The sequence below is a fragment of the Micromonospora sp. DSM 45708 genome, assembly GCF_039566955.1.
Classification (GTDB): Bacteria; Actinomycetota; Actinomycetes; order Mycobacteriales; family Micromonosporaceae; genus Micromonospora.
On sequence record NZ_CP154796.1, the window covers coordinates 5206416 to 5221811 of the forward strand.

At 72.8% G+C, this 15396-nt stretch carries 12 protein-coding genes and 1 tRNA gene; 8 read left to right on the forward strand and 5 right to left on the reverse strand.

What is annotated here, in order from left to right; genetic code table 11:
• Window positions 1-40 precede the first annotated feature (40 nt).
• A complete protein-coding gene (locus tag VKK44_RS22215; RefSeq protein WP_343443157.1) occupies window positions 41-1396 on the reverse strand; it encodes a ricin-type beta-trefoil lectin domain protein in 1356 nt (451 codons plus the stop codon).
• Between the two features lie 310 nt (window positions 1397-1706).
• On the opposite strand from VKK44_RS22215, the gene VKK44_RS22220 reads away from it, so the two are divergent.
• Window positions 1707-1856, forward strand: a complete 150-nt coding sequence (locus VKK44_RS22220) for a hypothetical protein (RefSeq protein ID WP_343443158.1) — start codon at window positions 1707-1709, stop codon at window positions 1854-1856.
• An 11-nt stretch (window positions 1857-1867) separates the two neighbouring features.
• A complete protein-coding gene (locus VKK44_RS22225; protein ID WP_343443159.1) occupies window positions 1868-3544 on the forward strand; it encodes a Na+/H+ antiporter in 1677 nt (558 codons plus the stop codon).
• A 27-nt stretch (window positions 3545-3571) separates the two neighbouring features.
• Here the strand turns inward: VKK44_RS22225 and VKK44_RS22230 are convergent, their stop codons facing one another.
• Window positions 3572-4291: a TetR/AcrR family transcriptional regulator C-terminal domain-containing protein gene (locus tag VKK44_RS22230; protein ID WP_343443160.1), complete on the reverse strand. Its 720-nt coding sequence runs from the start codon at window positions 4289-4291 to the stop codon at window positions 3572-3574.
• Between the two features lie 30 nt (window positions 4292-4321).
• On the opposite strand from VKK44_RS22230, the gene VKK44_RS22235 reads away from it, so the two are divergent.
• On the forward strand, window positions 4322-5428 hold the full coding sequence (locus VKK44_RS22235) for an FAD-dependent oxidoreductase (protein ID WP_343447855.1): 1107 nt from the start codon (window positions 4322-4324) through the stop codon (window positions 5426-5428).
• Window positions 5429-5448: 20 nt separating this feature from the next.
• On the opposite strand, the gene VKK44_RS22240 is transcribed toward VKK44_RS22235, so the two are convergent.
• Entirely contained in the window at window positions 5449-6066 is a 618-nt protein-coding gene (locus tag VKK44_RS22240) for a DinB family protein (protein WP_343443161.1), read from the reverse strand.
• Window positions 6067-6096: 30 nt separating this feature from the next.
• On the opposite strand from VKK44_RS22240, the gene VKK44_RS22245 reads away from it, so the two are divergent.
• Together VKK44_RS22245 and VKK44_RS22250 are read left to right on the forward strand one after the other, a co-directional pair.
• Entirely contained in the window at window positions 6097-6765 is a 669-nt protein-coding gene (locus VKK44_RS22245) for a hypothetical protein (protein ID WP_343443162.1), read from the forward strand.
• A complete protein-coding gene (locus VKK44_RS22250; protein WP_343443163.1) occupies window positions 6762-8600 on the forward strand; it encodes a hypothetical protein in 1839 nt (612 codons plus the stop codon). The genes VKK44_RS22245 and VKK44_RS22250 overlap by 4 nt, the downstream gene beginning before the upstream one ends.
• A gap of 69 nt (window positions 8601-8669) precedes the next feature.
• On the opposite strand, the gene VKK44_RS22255 is transcribed toward VKK44_RS22250, so the two are convergent.
• Both VKK44_RS22255 and VKK44_RS22260 read right to left on the reverse strand, forming a co-directional pair.
• A tRNA-Lys gene (locus tag VKK44_RS22255) sits at window positions 8670-8745 on the reverse strand.
• A 61-nt stretch (window positions 8746-8806) separates the two neighbouring features.
• Window positions 8807-11878, reverse strand: coding sequence for a VWD domain-containing protein (locus tag VKK44_RS22260; RefSeq protein ID WP_343443164.1), 3072 nt, complete (start codon window positions 11876-11878; stop codon window positions 8807-8809).
• A 470-nt stretch (window positions 11879-12348) separates the two neighbouring features.
• Here VKK44_RS22260 and VKK44_RS22265 point away from each other — a divergent pair, with 470 nt between their 5' ends.
• Genes VKK44_RS22265 through VKK44_RS22275 form a run of 3 tightly spaced genes read left to right on the forward strand, consistent with a single transcriptional unit; the run spans window position 12349 to window position 15340 of the window.
• Complete coding sequence (locus tag VKK44_RS22265; protein WP_343443165.1) at window positions 12349-13515, forward strand: glycosyltransferase; 1167 nt, start codon at window positions 12349-12351, stop codon at window positions 13513-13515.
• Window positions 13512-14831, forward strand: a complete 1320-nt coding sequence (locus VKK44_RS22270) for an aromatic ring-hydroxylating oxygenase subunit alpha (protein ID WP_343443166.1) — start codon at window positions 13512-13514, stop codon at window positions 14829-14831. The genes VKK44_RS22265 and VKK44_RS22270 overlap by 4 nt, the downstream gene beginning before the upstream one ends.
• Window positions 14828-15340, forward strand: coding sequence for an aromatic-ring-hydroxylating dioxygenase subunit beta (locus VKK44_RS22275; protein WP_343443167.1), 513 nt, complete (start codon window positions 14828-14830; stop codon window positions 15338-15340). The genes VKK44_RS22270 and VKK44_RS22275 overlap by 4 nt, the downstream gene beginning before the upstream one ends.
• Window positions 15341-15396 lie beyond the last annotated feature (56 nt).

Genomic DNA, 15396 nt, shown 5'->3' on the forward strand with positions numbered 1-15396 from the left:
ACATCATATGTTAGCGTTCACACAAAGAACGGTCAACGACTCAGGCGCGGCTCCACCGCTGGCTGGCCGCGCCGGTGCAGTCCCGGATCTCGGTCCGCGTGCCGTTGGCCGTACCGGCGCCCACCAGGTCCAGGCACCGGCCCGAACCGACCCCGGTGATCGTGCCGTCGGCGTTGAGCCGCCACCGCTGGTTGGACTGGCCGTTGCAGTCCCAGATGATCACGGAGCTGCCGTTGGCCGTGCCGGCGCCGTTGACGTCCAGACACTTGCCGCCGAAGACCCGCAGCTCCTGGGCCGCGGTCGAGGTCCAGGACTGGTTGCTCTGGCCGTGACAGTCCCAGATGATCGCCGCCGCGCCGTTGGCCTGCGAGCCGCCGTTGACGTCCAGGCACCGACCGGCGGCGGCGTTGCGGACGACAGACGTGCCGCCCGGCGGCGGCGTGGTCGGGCTGGCCGTCGGGGTGGGTGTCGGGTCGGCGCCACCGAACTGGGTGAAGAACCGCCACACCTCGGTCTTCGTCCAGGTCCGGGCACCGCTGTCCCCGCCGCCGTCCACCGGCCCGGGGGTGTGGCCGCCGTCGAACGCGGCCCACACCACCGGATAGCCGGACCGGCAGCCGGCGTAGGTGGTGGTGATGTGCGTCAGGCTGCCCGCCCTCGGCTCCGGCGGGTTCTGCGGGGTGCAGCCGTTGTTGCGGACGAACGTGTCCCGCAGCGAGCGTCCGGCGGAGATGTTGAGCACCGGGTCCCCGATGCCGTGGATCCCCATGTACGCGATGGGCTGCGTGCCGCCGCCGCACCCGCTGAGCTGACCACCGGAGTAGACCGCCACGGCGCGGAAGACGGTGGCCCGGGCGCAGGCCAGCGCGTAGCTCATGCCACCGCCGTAACTGAAACCGAGCGCGAACCGCTGCGTCGTGTCGACGCACAGATCCCCCTCGATCAGCCTGATCATGTCGTCGACGAAGGTCACGTCCTGACCGCCGGGGTTGGCCCAGCCGTTGCCGTTGCCCTGGGGCGCGACGAAGATGGTGCTGTTGTTCGCCTGCTGTCGCAGCCCGTAGTAGGACCAGGCCTCCCGGTCCGCCCCACCGGAGTCGACGTCGTTCGCGGTGCCGCCGTTCCAGTGGAATCCGAAGATCAGCCGGTAGGCGTGGTTCCGGTCGTAGTTGTCGGGGATCCGCAGGATGAAGCTGCGGTTCTGGCCACTGCTCTGAATGGACCGGGGACCACTCGTCAGCGTGGGCGCCCGGCCGCACCCGGCGGTCCCGGCGAGCGTCCCGGCCTCCGCGGCCGACGCGGACCCGCCCGGGCCGCCGGCCACTGTCGTCGCGGCCACCACGACCAGGACCGCCATGGCCGCGAGGGGCCCGAAGACGGTGCTGCGTAATCTCATGACGCGGCTCCTTCGCCACTTGGTGGGAACGTTTTCGGTACGGGGATCGACGGCGATCCCCGTACCGCCACTCCGTCGGCCGGCACGGGGAGGACACGCACGACGGGGTCCGCCGTGGTCGGCTCAGCTCCCCGGACTTCGCCCCTGGTCCGCATGCCCGGTGCGGGACCAGCCGGCCGTCGCGTCGGTGGCGGCACCCGCACCGCACGCACCCGATCGCGACCCGAACCGCCCGCCGTCGTCGCTGGAACGCCACAACGCGACTCGAATCGATTCGACCAGACCCTAGGCCGGGCAGTGAAATATGTCAATGCCGTTTCCGGCAGGTGAGGTGCCGATGGCGTCGCCGGTGGGACGGCACGTCGGGCGGCACCTGATCGGGGACGCCGACGGCGAGGTGCTGGTGGTCAACTGGCAGGCCCCGGCCGCCGCCGGCTGGTCCGAGGACCACCCTGTGTAGGGTCGGTCGAGGTGAGCATCCACTCGACGTTGTTGTTCGTGCTCGCCGCCGTCGCGGTCATCATCGCCGTGCGGTGGGTGGCGGCCCGCACCGGCCTGCCGGCGGCGGCGCTCCTGCCGCTCATCGGCATCGCGTACGCGCTGCTTCCCGGCCCCAACATCGGCCTCGACCCCGACCTCGTCCTGATGGTGGTGCTGCCGCCGCTGCTCTACAGCGCGGCGCTGGACTCCTCGCTGCTGGACCTGCGCCGCAACCTGCGCATCGTGGTCAGCCTCTCCGTGGTGCTGGTGCTCCTCACCGGCCTGCTCGTCGGCATCGGGTTCCACCTGTTCGTGGCCGGCGCGACGCTGGCCGCCGGGATCGCGGTCGGGGCCGCCGTCGCGCCGCCCGACCCGGTGGCGGCCCTGGCGGTGGGTCGCCGGGTCAACCTGCCGCCCAAGATGGTCACCATCATTCAGGGCGAGGGGCTGCTGAACGACGCCACCGCGCTGACCATGCTCAGCGTCGCGGTGGCCGCCGCCGTCGGCGGGACGTTCTCCTTCCCCGGCGCCGTCGCGCAGTTCGTGATCGCGGCGGTCGGCGGCGTCGCCGTGGGCGCCGTCGTCGCCTGGGCGAAGCGGCTGGCCCGACCGCTCACCGCGGACCCGTTGCTGTCCAACGCGATCTCGCTCGCGACACCGTTCGTCGCCTACCTGATCGGCGAGGAGCTGCACGTCTCCGGCGTGCTCGCGGTGGTGGTCGCCGGGCTGATCGTCGGCCACCAGACGCCCCAGTTCGGGTCCGGGGCGGCCCGGCTCCAGACCAACGCGGTGTGGCGGCTGGTCGACTTTCTCCTCGAGGGCTTCGTCTTCCTGCTGATCGGCCAGCAGCTTCCCGAGGTCGTCAAGAACCTGCGCCAGTACGACACCTCGACCATCGTCACCGCCGTCGCGGTGTCCGTCGGCGTGGTGCTGCTGCTGCGCCCCGCCTGGCTGGTCCTGACCCAGTCGCTCCCCCGGTCGCTGCACACCCGGCTCGGTGGCATCGCCGAGCCGGACGACGCCGACGAGCCGGCGAGCGCCCGGCAGGTCGCCCGCGCCGACCGCAACGCCGACCGGCTGACCGCGCGGGAGGTGGCGGCGCTGAGCTGGTCCGGCACGCGCGGCGTGATCAGCCTGGCCGCGATCTTCACGCTGCCGCTCACCACCGACAGCGGTGCCCCCTTCCCCGACCGTGACCTGCTGCTGTTCTGCACGTTCGTGGTCGTCCTGGTGACGCTGGTCGGGCAGGGCCTGACGTTCGCGCCGCTGGTGCGGCGGCTCGGCCTGCGCGCCAACGAGGCCGACCAGGCCCGGGTACGCAACGAGGCCCGCTCTGCCGCGGTGGAGGCCGCCCTGGCCCGCCTCGACGCCGTCGCCGTCGAGGATCCGGAGAGCGGGGTGGCCGTCAACACCATCCGTACCCAACTCCTGACCCGCCTGGCCCGCTACCGGGGCCGGCTCGACCTGATCGAGCAGAGCGGCTCGTCCGAGATGCCCACCTCACCGGAGTACGAGACGGCGCTGCGGGTCCGCCGGGCGACCATCGACGCGCAGCGCGAGGAGCTGGTCCGCTGGCGGGACTCCGGCCGGCTGCCCGACGAGGAACTCCGCGTGCTGGAACGGGAACTCGACCACGAGGAGCTGCTGCTCCCGAAGCGGTCCACCTGACCGGTCGCCACCGACCGACCGAGGCCGTCACGGACGGCCGGTGATGCCGTCCAGGACGGTGACCAGGTTGTGGTGGAACGTTTCGGCGGCGTCGAGGTGGGCGCCGTCGACGACGAGCCGGGCGACGGTCGGATAACGACCGGTGTCGAGCACGCGGGTCAGATAGGGCCCGAGGGCGGTCTGCCAGGCGGCCACGTCGGTGCCGGTCGAGCGGGCGGTGCGTCGCTCGGTGATCTCCCGGCGGAGCGCCCCGACGACGAACGCGTTGAGCGCGCCCAGGGCCCGTTGGAGATCGTCGACCCCGTGCACGGCGGGGGCCCGGCTGAGCGCCGCCGCGGTGGCCTCGCCCACGGCGAGCGCGTGCGGGCCCAGGTGGGGACGCGTGCCGAGCAGGTCGGCGAACCACTCGTGCGCGAGCGCGGCCTCGCGGGTCCGATGCATGACGGCCAGCACGGTGGCCCGCCAGTCGTCGTTCCGGTCGGCCTCGGCGATGTCGGCGTACACCGCGTCGACCATGAGGTCGAGCAGCTCGGACCGGTTGAGCACGTAGTCGTAGAGGCGCATCGGGCCGACGCCGAGCGCCTTGGCGAGCTTGCGGACCGACAGCCCGTCGAGGCCGTCGGCGTCGGCGAGCCGGATCGCGGCGGCGGCGATCTTCGCCCGGGTCAACGGCACCGGCGCCGCCCGTGGCTGGGGCTCGGGGCGTTCCCAGACCGGCAGGGGTACGCTACCGTACGGTGTATCCATGAAATACATCGTACGGTAATGGAGGTGGCGATGCGAATCGTGATCGCCGGCGGCGGCCTGGGTGGCCTGACGCTGGCCCGGATCCTGCACCGGCACGGCATCGACGCGGTGGTCCACGAACGCGAGACGGACCGCACGACGCGCTCCCCGGGCGGAATGCTCGACCTGCACCCCGAGTCCGGGCAACGGGCGCTGGACGAGGCGGGCCTCACCGACCGGTTCCGGGCCGCGGCCCGGCCGCAGGGCGAGGAACACCGCATCCTCGACCCGGCCGGCCACACGCTCGTGCACCACGAGCCGCGACCCGGCTCGTTCGACGGCCGCCCCGAGATCGACCGCGGCGTACTGCGTGACCTTCTGCTCGACTCGCTTCCCGCCGACACGGTCCGGTGGGGACACCGGCTCGTCGCGGCGACGCCGCGCCCCGGCGGCGGCTTCCGGCTGACGCTCGACGGCGGCCACCGCGACGACTGCGACGTCCTCATCGGCGCGGACGGCGCCCGATCGGTCGTCCGGCCGCTGCTCACCGACGCTCCCGTCGCCGCCGTGTCCACCGTGGTGGAGCTGGGCATCAGCGACGCCGACCGGCGCCACCCGGAGCTCGCCGACCTGGTCGGCCCCGGCAACCTCTGGTGCGTCGGCGTACGCCAGATCCTGTCCGCGCAACGCCTCGGCGACGGCAGCATCCGGGTCGGGATCTCCCTGCCCCCGGACGACCCGCGCCTGGCCACCTGCCGCAGCAAGCGCGACCTGCTGACCCTGTTCGACGGCTGGCACCCCCGCCTGGCCGCACTCGTCGAAGCCGGCGACGGGCCGCCGAACCCCCGCCGGATCCAGGCCATGCCCGCCGACACCCGCTGGGCGCACCGGCCGGGCGTCACCCTCATCGGCGACGCTGCCCACCTCATGCCGCCGGTGGGCGAGGGCGCCAACCAGGCCATGCTCGACGCCGCGGAACTCGCCGCCGCTCTCGTCGACGCCCCCGCCGACCCGGAGGCGGCGATCCGGGCCTACGAGGAGGCGATGTTCCGCAGGATCCAGCCGATCGCCGAGATGTCCGCCCGGGTGCACGCGATGATGCTGTCGCCCACCGCGGCCGACGACATCGTCCGCTTCTTCACGCCGCAGCCGGGCTGACGCGGATCACCGGGGCGGCGTCAACCGTCGAGGAGCTGCTCACGCAGGATGTCCGCGTGTCCGCAGTGCTGGGCGAGTTCGCGCAGCACATGCAGGTAGACCCACCGCAGCGGCAGCGGGCCACGCCGGTGCCCGCGCAGGATATCGTCCAGATCGAGGGACGACGTCGCACGGCGGGACGCCGCACAGGCCTCGCGGTGGGCCCGCCGGACGGTGGCGATCGTGTCGCCGTCGTCGAGGACGAACGACTCCTCCGAGCGCTCCGGGATGCCGATCTCCGCGCGCGACCGGCCGGTGACGGCCTCGTCGAACCAGACCTTCTCCACGAAGGTCGCGTGCTTCACCAGGCCCAGCAGCGTGGTCCGGGAAGCCACCAGCGACCGGCGCGCCTGCTCCTCGGTCAGCCCGTCCAGGCAGCCGTCGAGCGCGTCGCGGTGCTCGTCGAGGAACGCCTCGAACTGGGCGCCGGCCGGCAGCGCGACGACCCGGTCGGCGAAGGTGGGCGGAAAGAAGGCATGGCCGAAGCATCCCAGACCGCCGCCCGGAAGCAACCGACGAACATCGAGCCGGACGGTCGCCCGCCAGTTGAGGAAGCTCTCCCGGGCGGGGATGATGGCACCGTGCCGGTGTGGAGGCATCGACGGGTCTGGTTCCCGATCGTCGTCACGGTGACCGTGGGGGCGGCGGCCGGGCTGGGCTGGTTTCTGGTTCGTGAGGGTCGAGACAAGGCCGACCAGTGGTCCAGCACCATTTTCGGCGCGACCGCCGCGGCTGCGGTGGTGGTGTCGGCGCTGGCGTGGCTGTGGCGGCGGTCGGCGGCCGAACCGGCAACCGCACCGGCGGCCGACGATCCGGTCAGGACGGTGCAGGGTCCGCCGTTGACCGTCAGCGCCCGGCTGGAAGTGGGGAACTATCTCAGGATCCGCGAGGACGTCGGCTCGCTGATCGTGCCGCGTAGCGGCCATGCCGTCGACATCACCGTCGAGACCAGCGGGCCCCAGGCGGTCATTCTGCGTCGGATGGAGCCCGTCGTGCTGTCCCGGCAACCCCTTCCGGAGGCACGTCCGGTGCACCATCTGGGCCAGCTACCGGTACGCCGTTTCCACCTGTGGCTGAGTGAGGATCCGCCGCGCCTGCTCGCCGAGGGCCCGTCCGGTTTTCCCTTCAAGGTGACCGCTGACGATCCGGAGGTCTTCGCCCTCATCGCGCACGCCTCCGGCGAACTCGTGCGTTGGCGGCTGGACCTGCACTGGACCTGCGACGGCCGGCACGGAGTCGCGCTGATCGACCTCGACGGCGAACCGTTCTCCACCGCCGGTCTGGCGGGCGACCGATGACCGCCCACCTGGACCCGGAAACGGCAGCCCTGGCGAACTCGGCCGCGGTCCCGTACGAGCGCTATCGGCACAGTGGCCGCCAGGCCGACTTCGACGAGGCACGCGCGCTGACCGAGCGAGCAGTCGCGCGGGCCCGCGCAGGCGGCTTCCCGGGCCTGCCGGGCCTGCTGGTCAACCTGTCGCACCTGCACGTCGCCCGCTACCAGTGGACCCGCGACCGGGAAGCCCTCGGCGAGGCGTACGGGCTGCTGGTAGAGGCGGCGGTGCGCGATCCGGACCAGGCCGGCGGCGGCGACCGGCTCGTCGCCGTCGCGCAGTCCCTGCTGGGCGCGCTCGACCACACCTCGCCGGCGGACCTGCAGTGGTGCGTGCGGCTTCACCGGCAACTACTCCACCGGGTCCCGGGCGACCATCTCGTGATCTGGAGCAACCTCGCTCTCACGTTGAGACGCCTGCTCGACGTGGACGACGGCACCGGCGTCGAGTTGATGCACTCCTTCGGGGAGGCCACCGAGCGCGCCGCGACGCTCTCCCCGTCCGGCTCGCCGGCGGCCGGCCTCCATTGGGATCACGCCGCCAAGGTGCTGCCCTTCCTGGCGGGCATGGAGCAGGACGCCGCGCTGGCGAGACGGGCCGCACGGGCCTGTGAGATGGCGACGCACGAGCGACCTGACGACCCGTCCGCCGGGGATCGGACGATCCTGCTGCTCCTGTCCCGGGTTCTGGCCTACGAGGCGGAGGGGCGGGATGCGGATCGGGACGCGGTCCGCGCGCTCCTGTCCTCCTTCACCCGCATGCCGTCCGCCGGGGTGCCGCGAGGTCTCGCGCCGGTCGCCCAGGACGTGGTGGCCTCCCTGCTCCGCCGCTTCCACCTGCACGGTGATGTCGCGGCCCGCGACCAGGCAACCGAGTTCGCCATCTGGTGCGTCCGGCGGATGGAGTTCCGGGCCGACGTCCGCTATTCCGAACTGCCGGGCATGCTCAACGCGCTCGGCGCGTGCCTGGCGGCACGACCCGGCGTCCCGTCCCGGCCCGCGCCCTGGTCGGGCTGGCGGCCGGGTTCCGGACCCATGCTGCGGCACGTGCCCGGAGCGGCGACGGCCCTCGCGCGCAGGCACCCGTTCCGGATCAGCCCCACCGTGACAGCGCCCACCGGCAAGATCTACCTCGACGAGACGTTCTCCGTCGCCGCCGCCGAGTGGCACGAGCCCGTCAGGGGCCGCGCCCTCACCCACATCGAGACCGCGCTCCTGCTGCCGCCGGAGTCCGGGCGCGCCGCCCAGCCGGTCCTCCTGCCGACCAACCTGCACGTCGTCTCGGTCGACCTCACCGCACCGGCCGGAGAGATCACCGCAGTCCGCGCGGTCGTGGAGTCCCGAGAACCCCATCACCGCGACTCCGTCGATTCCCTCATGTGCGGCTTGGAATCGTCCGCCCCGGCGGACTCCGGGGGCCGGCCGCGGCCGATGGTCAATCTGCTCCTCGACTTCGACCAGCCGCTGGTATGGCCCGCCTTCGAAGCTGTCACCGTGCCGGGGACGCTGGTGGTGCGGGCGGTGACCGAGAACAGCGACGTGCGGTGGCGGCTGGAACTCGACTGGCGGAGCGGACGCCGGTCGGGCACCCTCGCCGTTCCGCTCCGTACCACCGGCGAGACGGGCATGCGGAGCTTCGTCGCCGGTGGAGAGGTCGTGCGTGCCTCCGGCCACGTCGCCGGGCTCATCGAACCCGAGGACGTGGACCCGTCGCTCGTCGGCAGGAGGAGCGGCAACGTCGTACGCGAGGAGCCCCCCGGTCGCGGGCGCGGCGGATCGCCGGAGCGCGCCGGGGAGTGACCAGGCCGGCTGCGGCTGGTACGAAGAAAGCCCTGACCGGCGGAACCGCCACGTCAGGGCCTTGCTCGTTGGTGCGCCGCCAGGGACTCGAACCCCGAACCCGCGGATTAAGAGTCCGCTGCTCTGCCAGTTGAGCTAGCGGCGCTCGCCGGCAACGGGACGGAACGTTAGCAGCCTCCGCGCCGGCCGTCGACGGCAGGGCCACCTCATCGCACCGCCAGCGTGACCTCCCCGGTCGCGGCCCCCGACGGATCCACCGACAGCGTGTACTCGCCGGCCGCCGGCAGGGTGGTCGCGTCGATCCCGCCGGCCCCGTTGATCACGCAGCCGGTGGCGAGCGTGCTGCCGTCCGGGGCGCGCAGCACCAGCACGCCGCACTGGTCGGGCAGCGTCGCGGCGGTCGCGGTGACCGTCACCGACGTGCCGGCGGCGGCGGTGAACCGGTAACCGGTGACCGCCCCGGGCCGGTCGGTCCCGGCGACGACCGGCGGCCCGCCCACCCGGACTGTCCCGTCCCGGTCCCGGCCGGTGACCAGGCGCAGCGTGGCCGTGCCGGTGCCGCGTTCGACCGGGTCGACAAGCACGGTGTACGTCCCGTCGACGGGCAGGAGCGTGCCGTCGACCTCGCCGACGCCGTTGACGACGCAGCCGCTGCTCAGCAGTTGCCCCGCCGGGTCCCGCAGTTCCAGCGGGGAGCACTGGTCGGGCAGCGTGCTGCCGGGCACCTCGACGTAGGCCCGCTCCCCGGCCCGGGCGGTGAACCGGTACCGCGCCCGGGCGCCGGGCTGCACGATCGACGCGGTCACGGTCGGGCCGTTCGGTCGCAGCGTGCCGTCGCTGTCCCGGGGCGCGTAGACCCGCACGGCGGCGCGACCGGTGTCGCCGTCGGCGGCGGTGACCCGTAGCGCGTACCGGCCGGTGGTGGTGAGGTCGACACGGTCGACGTAGCCGACACCCTGCACGTTGCAGCCGCTCGCGATCTCCCGCCCGCCCGGGTCGGTGAGCACGTACGGCGAACAGCGGTCGGCGACGCCGGGCGCGGTGACGTCGACGAAGACGGCGTCCCCGGCGCGGCCGGTGAACGTCAGTGGCGCACCGCCGGGCGTGAGGCTGGCGGCGGCGATCGGCGCGGCGCTGATCGGCGTACCGGCCGGCGGGGCGAGGAGTTCGGTGCTGGCGCCCGCGACGGCGAACTCGGGCCGTCCGCTGACGGCGACGTCGAAGACGCACTCGGCGAGCGGGCCGGGCGCGGTGACGCCGGCCCACCGGCAGACCTGCTCGGCGGCGGCGCGGCGGGCCGGGTCGAGGTCGCCGGCGGTCACCTCCCGCTCGGGGAAGCTCCGGTCGGTGAACGTGCCGGTGTCCTCGCCGTCGGCGTAGCGGAACAGCGAGCGGTCCGCGGTGATCCGCCAACTGTCCGCGTACGCCGGGTAGAGCGCCGCGAACGGGGCGGGCTGGGCGAGGGCGGCGCCGGAGGCGGGCGCGATGTCGTCGGCCGGGTCGCCGTCGAAGTCGCCCAGCAGGCCACGGACCTTCCCGGCGCGGCCGTCGGCGAGCCGCACCAGCACCCGGTAGCCGTAGCGGCCGATCTGGTCGACAGCGGCGGCGGACCCGTCCGGCCAGGTGACGTCGTACCCGTCGGTGCCGCCGGTGTCGGACGGACGGCGGGTCAGGTTCCCGCCACCGGCCAGGTCGGTGCGCTCCGGTGGCGCGGCGAGCGGGCGGCCGTCGACGTCGACCCGGGTGACGCCGTCGGTGAGGGTGAGCGCGACGCGGTGGCCGCCGACCCGGAACGCGACCGCCGAGTTGACCGAGGCGGTACGGGTGCCGGCCATCGGCACCTGCCGGACCTGCACCTCCAGCGGGTCGCCACCGGTGGCGGCGACCAGCGTGAACTCGCCCACCGCCTGGAAGTCGTAGGCGACCCGGTCGAAGGTGACCAGGTGCGGGTCGCCGTTGCTGCCGCCGCAGTCCGCCCCGTCCTCGCAGAGCTTCACGGGCCCCTTCGGCGGCGGTGTCTTCTTCGCCGGCTTCCTGCACTCGTCGAGGCTCTTCGGCAGCGGGTTTCCCTTGTACTGCGTACGCGGTGGCAGGCCCTTCGCCGCCCGGTAGCGGTTCTCCGCGAGCGTCGCCTTCACCTCCGCGGTGGGAATCCCGGTGCTGCCGCACTGGCCCGACGGGACCGCGTCCCGGGAGATGTCGTCGGCGTGGTTCAGCTCGTGGTAGAGCGCGGCGCAGGGCTCCCGGGCCACCCCGTCCTCGTACGGGTCGGTGGAGGTGGGGTTCCAGGTGACGGTGGACGAGCCCTTGCCGCCGGCGCTGTCCGGCGTCTCGAACGCGCCCGAGCCGCCCGGGGTGGGGATGATCCGCACCGTCGGCGCCTTCCGGTCCTTCAGCCGGGGCAGCAGGCCGGCCGGGTCCCCGCCGGGCAGCGCGAACCCGGCCAGGCAGCCGTCGACCGCGGCCTGGAAGTCGACGCCGCTGACCGGCACGCCGGCGGTGGGGTCGACCGAGTAGTCGGCCCGTGCCGGCCGGGCGTCGCCGACCAGCGCACCGGCGGCCACCAGCAGCAGCGCCACGGCGGCGGCGGTCGGCCGGCGACGGAGCCGCCACACCACGATCAGCGCGACGAGCAGCACCACCAACAGCAGCGCACCGGCGGCCGGCCGGAGCCAGCGGTGTCCGGGCCCGCCGGTGCCGCCGACCGTGAACGCGGCGGCCCGCAGCGCCGTCGCGCCCGGACAGGCGTTCGTCACGCCGGCGACCGGCAGCGGCACGTAGCCGGCCGTGACCTCGTAGCGGCCGGGGGCGCCGACCGGCCAGAGCGAGTCCAGGCCACCGCCGTCCCCGGTGGCGGCCACCGACCGGAGCACCACGTCGCCGGGCGCGTCGCCGTCGTGCAGCCGGACGCCGGTCAGCGTCACGGTCGCGGTGGCGCCGGGTTCGACGGTGGTCAGGCCGGCGGTGGCCGCCGCCGCGATGCCGTCGTCGTGGAAACTGCGGGCGAGCGTCGGCGTGAGGTCGCGGCCGTCCCGGCGTACCCCGGTGATCTGGGCGGTGCCGACGGCGCTGGTGGGCAGCGCGCAGGCCGACCCGGTGGAGTTCGTAACCGTGAGGTCCAGGCGGACCTGGTCGCCGACGCGGTAGTCCGCCGTCGGCGGGCGCAGGGTCAGGCCGAGGCCGTCGTCGGCGGGCGGCGCGGCGGCGCTCGCCGCGCCGGCTGCCAGGGCCGTCACCAGTACGGCGAGCCCCGCCGTGAGTCGCACCATCCACCTCATGCTGCGGACTGTAGGGGTGCGACGCCGCGATTCCCGTGCTCTGTCGGGGACCGGTCGTTCCACCGACGGGTAGCGCCCGCTGGCGACCTACCCGGCGGTGCTGTGGTGGATCCCGGCCGGGGGCAGGGTCGCGAAAGGCAACGGCGGGAGTACGCCCGCATTGACTTTTCTCGACCGAATGCGACCGACCCGACCACCTTCCACAACAGCCGAAAACCAGACCGGCCACTCCAACCTCTCAGACTCGTCCGAAACACTCAAGTGCCGATCAGGCGAAGCGCTGATGACGTTTGCATGCCGCTGAGCGACGGCGAACGACAGACACAAAGCATTGACATCTATCCCTCATCCCGGCAGGCTTTGCGGAACACCGGGAAACGTGCCGCATTTCAGCTTTTCCTTTCGTTGTCGCGCCTTTCCCGCGTGCCCGAGGACGAGTTGTTGCCGTTTCCCGACGGATCGGAGATCTGATGCGCGTCGCCCTCCTGACCACGACGCAGCACGGTCATCTGAACCCGTACGTTCCGGTGGTCAACGCACTCCGCGCCGCCGGCGGCGAGGTCACGCTGCTGCTGTTGTCAGCGGACGGGGGCATGCTCGACGACCAGCGTCGCCGGGCCCTCGGCACCACGCCGGTCCAGGTGATCGGAAAGGTCGAGATGGCACCGTGGAGCGACGATCCGGCGAAGATCGGCGCGATGCTCCAGGCGTCCCCGGTGGCGGACCAGACGGCCGACGCGCTGCGCGCGACGGCGCCGGACTTCGTGCTCGTCGACTCGCTGCCGGTCACCGCGTCGGCCATGGTCGGCACCGAGGCGTCCGGCATTCCCTACGGGATGATCTGGGCCAACCTGGGTGGCGTCTGCCCGCGCGAACACCGACGGGGACGCTGGGCCTACGACGAGCAGGTCGGCGACTATCTGACCCGGCACGGGGTGCGGTGGTCGACCCGGACCCATTCGGCGCGATCGCCGATTCTCAATCTGATGCCGACGATTCCCGCGCTCGTCGGAAACGACGGCGTGACCGACGACGGTGTGCAGCTGATCGGGTTGCCGGGGGCGGCGGGAAGCCGCGGCGACGAGGTCGCCTTCGCGGGCCTCGACCGGATCGATCCGGGCCGTCCGGTGGTGTATGTCTCCTTCGGCACGATCTTCTACCGGCGACCCGACCTGCTGCGCACGGTCATCACCGGGGCGGCGGCGACCGGCGCCCAGGTGATCGCCGCGGTCGGCGACCTCGCCGAGGACCTCGCGCTGCCCGACGACGTGCTCGCCGCCCCGTACCTGCCGCAGCGTGAGGTGCTCGAACGCGCCGACGTGTTCGTCACCCACGGCGGGTACAACTCCGTGGCCGAGTCGATCCGGGCGGCGACACCGATGCTGGTGATCCCGCTGGCGGTGGATCAGCCGGTGCAGGCGCACTTCGTGGGCCGCGCGGGCTTCGGGACGGCGTTGGCGCCGGCCGACGTCACCGCGCGGGCGGTCACCGACGCCGTCACCGACCTGCTCGACCCCGCCCGGGACTACCGGGCCCGGCTGCGCGCCGCACAGCCGGAGTGCGGCGACTCCGCCGCGCGGACCGCGGAGCTGGTCATCGACACGGTCGGGACGCTACGGCGCGAGGAGGAGCGGTGACGACCGAGCCGCGGCGACCGGCGGGCGACCCGATCGTGATCGACGACCGGGAGCGCCACTCCTTCCTGGTGGATCGCCGCGCCTACACCGACGGCGAGCTGGCCGCGCAGGAGATGACCAGGATCTTCGACCGCTGCTGGTTGTACGTCGGACACGAGTCGGAGGTGCCCGGACCGGGCTCCTACGTGGCACGTGACGTCGGCGGGCGACCGGTGGTCATGGCGCGCGGGTCCGACGGCGTGATCCGGGTGTTCGCGAACAGCTGCCCGCACCGCGGGGCGCTGATCTGCTCGGAGCCGGCCGGGCAGGCCAGGTCGTTCCGGTGCCCCTATCACGACTGGACGTTCTCCAACCGGGGCGACCTGGTCGGGGTCCCGATCCCGGACGGGTACGGGCCGGGCTTCCGAAAGGCTGACCACGGTCTCACGCAGCACCGTGCTGACGCCTACCGCGGATTCGTGTTCGTCACCTTCGACCCGCGACAGCGGCGCACCCTGACCGAGTACCTGGCGGGCGCGACGGAGTACCTCGATCTGATCGACGACCAGTCCGAGGTCGGGATGGAGGTGATCCAGGGCGCGCAGCTCCACGGCGCGCGGGCCAACTGGAAGCTCATGATGGAGAACAGCGTCGACATCTACCACTTCCGGGCCCTGCACAAGCGTTACGTCGGCTACATGGAGTCGCTGGGGTCGGTGCCACCACGACGGCGAGGCGGCTTCGGCTGCGCCCTCGGGCTGGGACACGGCGCCAACGAGCTGCCACCGGCGGCGGCCCGCCCGCTCGCGTACTGGACGCCGATGTTCAGCCCGGACGTCCGGCCGCGGATCGAGGCGACGGCCGCAGGGTTCGTCGACCGGTTCGGCGCCGAGCGCGCCGAGCGGATCACCGGCACCAACCGCGCGCTGCTGATCTTCCCCAACTTGATGATCATCGACGCGATCGCGATCACGATCCGCAAGATCGACCCGATCGCCCCCGATCGGATGGCCATCACCTCGGTCGCGCTGGCCCCGAAGGACGAGGATCCGGACATCCGGGAACTCCGCAAGAGTCACTACCTGACGTTCCTCGGCCCCGCCGGCTTCGCCACCCCCGACGACATCGAGATCATCGAGTCGTGCCAGCGGGGTTACCTCAACCGGTCGGTCCGCTACTCGGACCTGTCACGCGGTATGGACAAGGCCGTACCGGAGACGACCGACGAGCTTCCCGCCCGTGAGTTCTGGCGGCAGTGGGATCGGCTGATGCACGGCGACGACGACCACCACGAGTTCGCTCGGCCGGCGGAGCGGCAGGGGGCAGCACCGCGATGACCATCGAACTGACCGTCGACGAATCGGCCCAGGTGCGGTTGTGGCACCGGGTCAACCAGTTCCTCTTCCGGGAGGCGCGACTGCTCGACGAGTGGCGCCTGCGCGAGTGGTACGACGAGATGCTGACCGACGACATCCGCTACCGGGTGCCGGCCACCGACGTCCGCGACGAGGGGGCGAACGTGCTCGGGCTCATCGACGACGACGCCGCCCGCCTGCGCCAGCGCATCGACCAGCTCCTCAACGGCGAGGTGTGGTGCGAGAACCCGCGGTCGCGGACGAACCGGCTGATCAGCAACGTGGAGATCCTGACCGACCGGGGCACCCACCTCGACGTGGCGGCGAATGTCGTCGTACACCGGTTCGGGCACGGGCGCTCCGACGCCTACGTCGGAAAGTACCGGTTCGAGCTCGTCGTCGAGGGCGGGTCGTTCCGGGCCCGGCGACGGGTCGTGGTGCTGGACCACGAGACGCTGGTCGAGCACGGAAAGCTCAGCATCATCCTGTGACCGGGCAGTGAAGACGGCCGTCCCGGGCAGCGCCCCACCCGTCGCCGCCGTCCAGC

What these genes read in the sequence shown, in the direction of transcription:
- VKK44_RS22215 (WP_343443157.1), bottom strand. Translation starts at nt 1,396, where the DNA reads ATGAGATTACGCAGCACCGTCTTCGGGCCCCTCGCGGCCATGGCGGTC.
- VKK44_RS22260 (WP_343443164.1), bottom strand. Translation starts at nt 11,878, where the DNA reads ATGAGGTGGATGGTGCGACTCACGGCGGGGCTCGCCGTACTGGTGACG.
- VKK44_RS22235 (WP_343447855.1), top strand. Translation starts at nt 4,322, where the DNA reads ATGCGAATCGTGATCGCCGGCGGCGGCCTGGGTGGCCTGACGCTGGCC.
- VKK44_RS22230 (WP_343443160.1), bottom strand. Translation starts at nt 4,291, where the DNA reads ATGGATACACCGTACGGTAGCGTACCCCTGCCGGTCTGGGAACGCCCC.
- VKK44_RS22250 (WP_343443163.1), top strand. Translation starts at nt 6,762, where the DNA reads ATGACCGCCCACCTGGACCCGGAAACGGCAGCCCTGGCGAACTCGGCC.
- VKK44_RS22265 (WP_343443165.1), top strand. Translation starts at nt 12,349, where the DNA reads ATGCGCGTCGCCCTCCTGACCACGACGCAGCACGGTCATCTGAACCCG.
- VKK44_RS22220 (WP_343443158.1), top strand. Translation starts at nt 1,707, where the DNA reads ATGCCGTTTCCGGCAGGTGAGGTGCCGATGGCGTCGCCGGTGGGACGG.
- VKK44_RS22275 (WP_343443167.1), top strand. Translation starts at nt 14,828, where the DNA reads ATGACCATCGAACTGACCGTCGACGAATCGGCCCAGGTGCGGTTGTGG.
- VKK44_RS22240 (WP_343443161.1), bottom strand. Translation starts at nt 6,066, where the DNA reads ATGCCTCCACACCGGCACGGTGCCATCATCCCCGCCCGGGAGAGCTTC.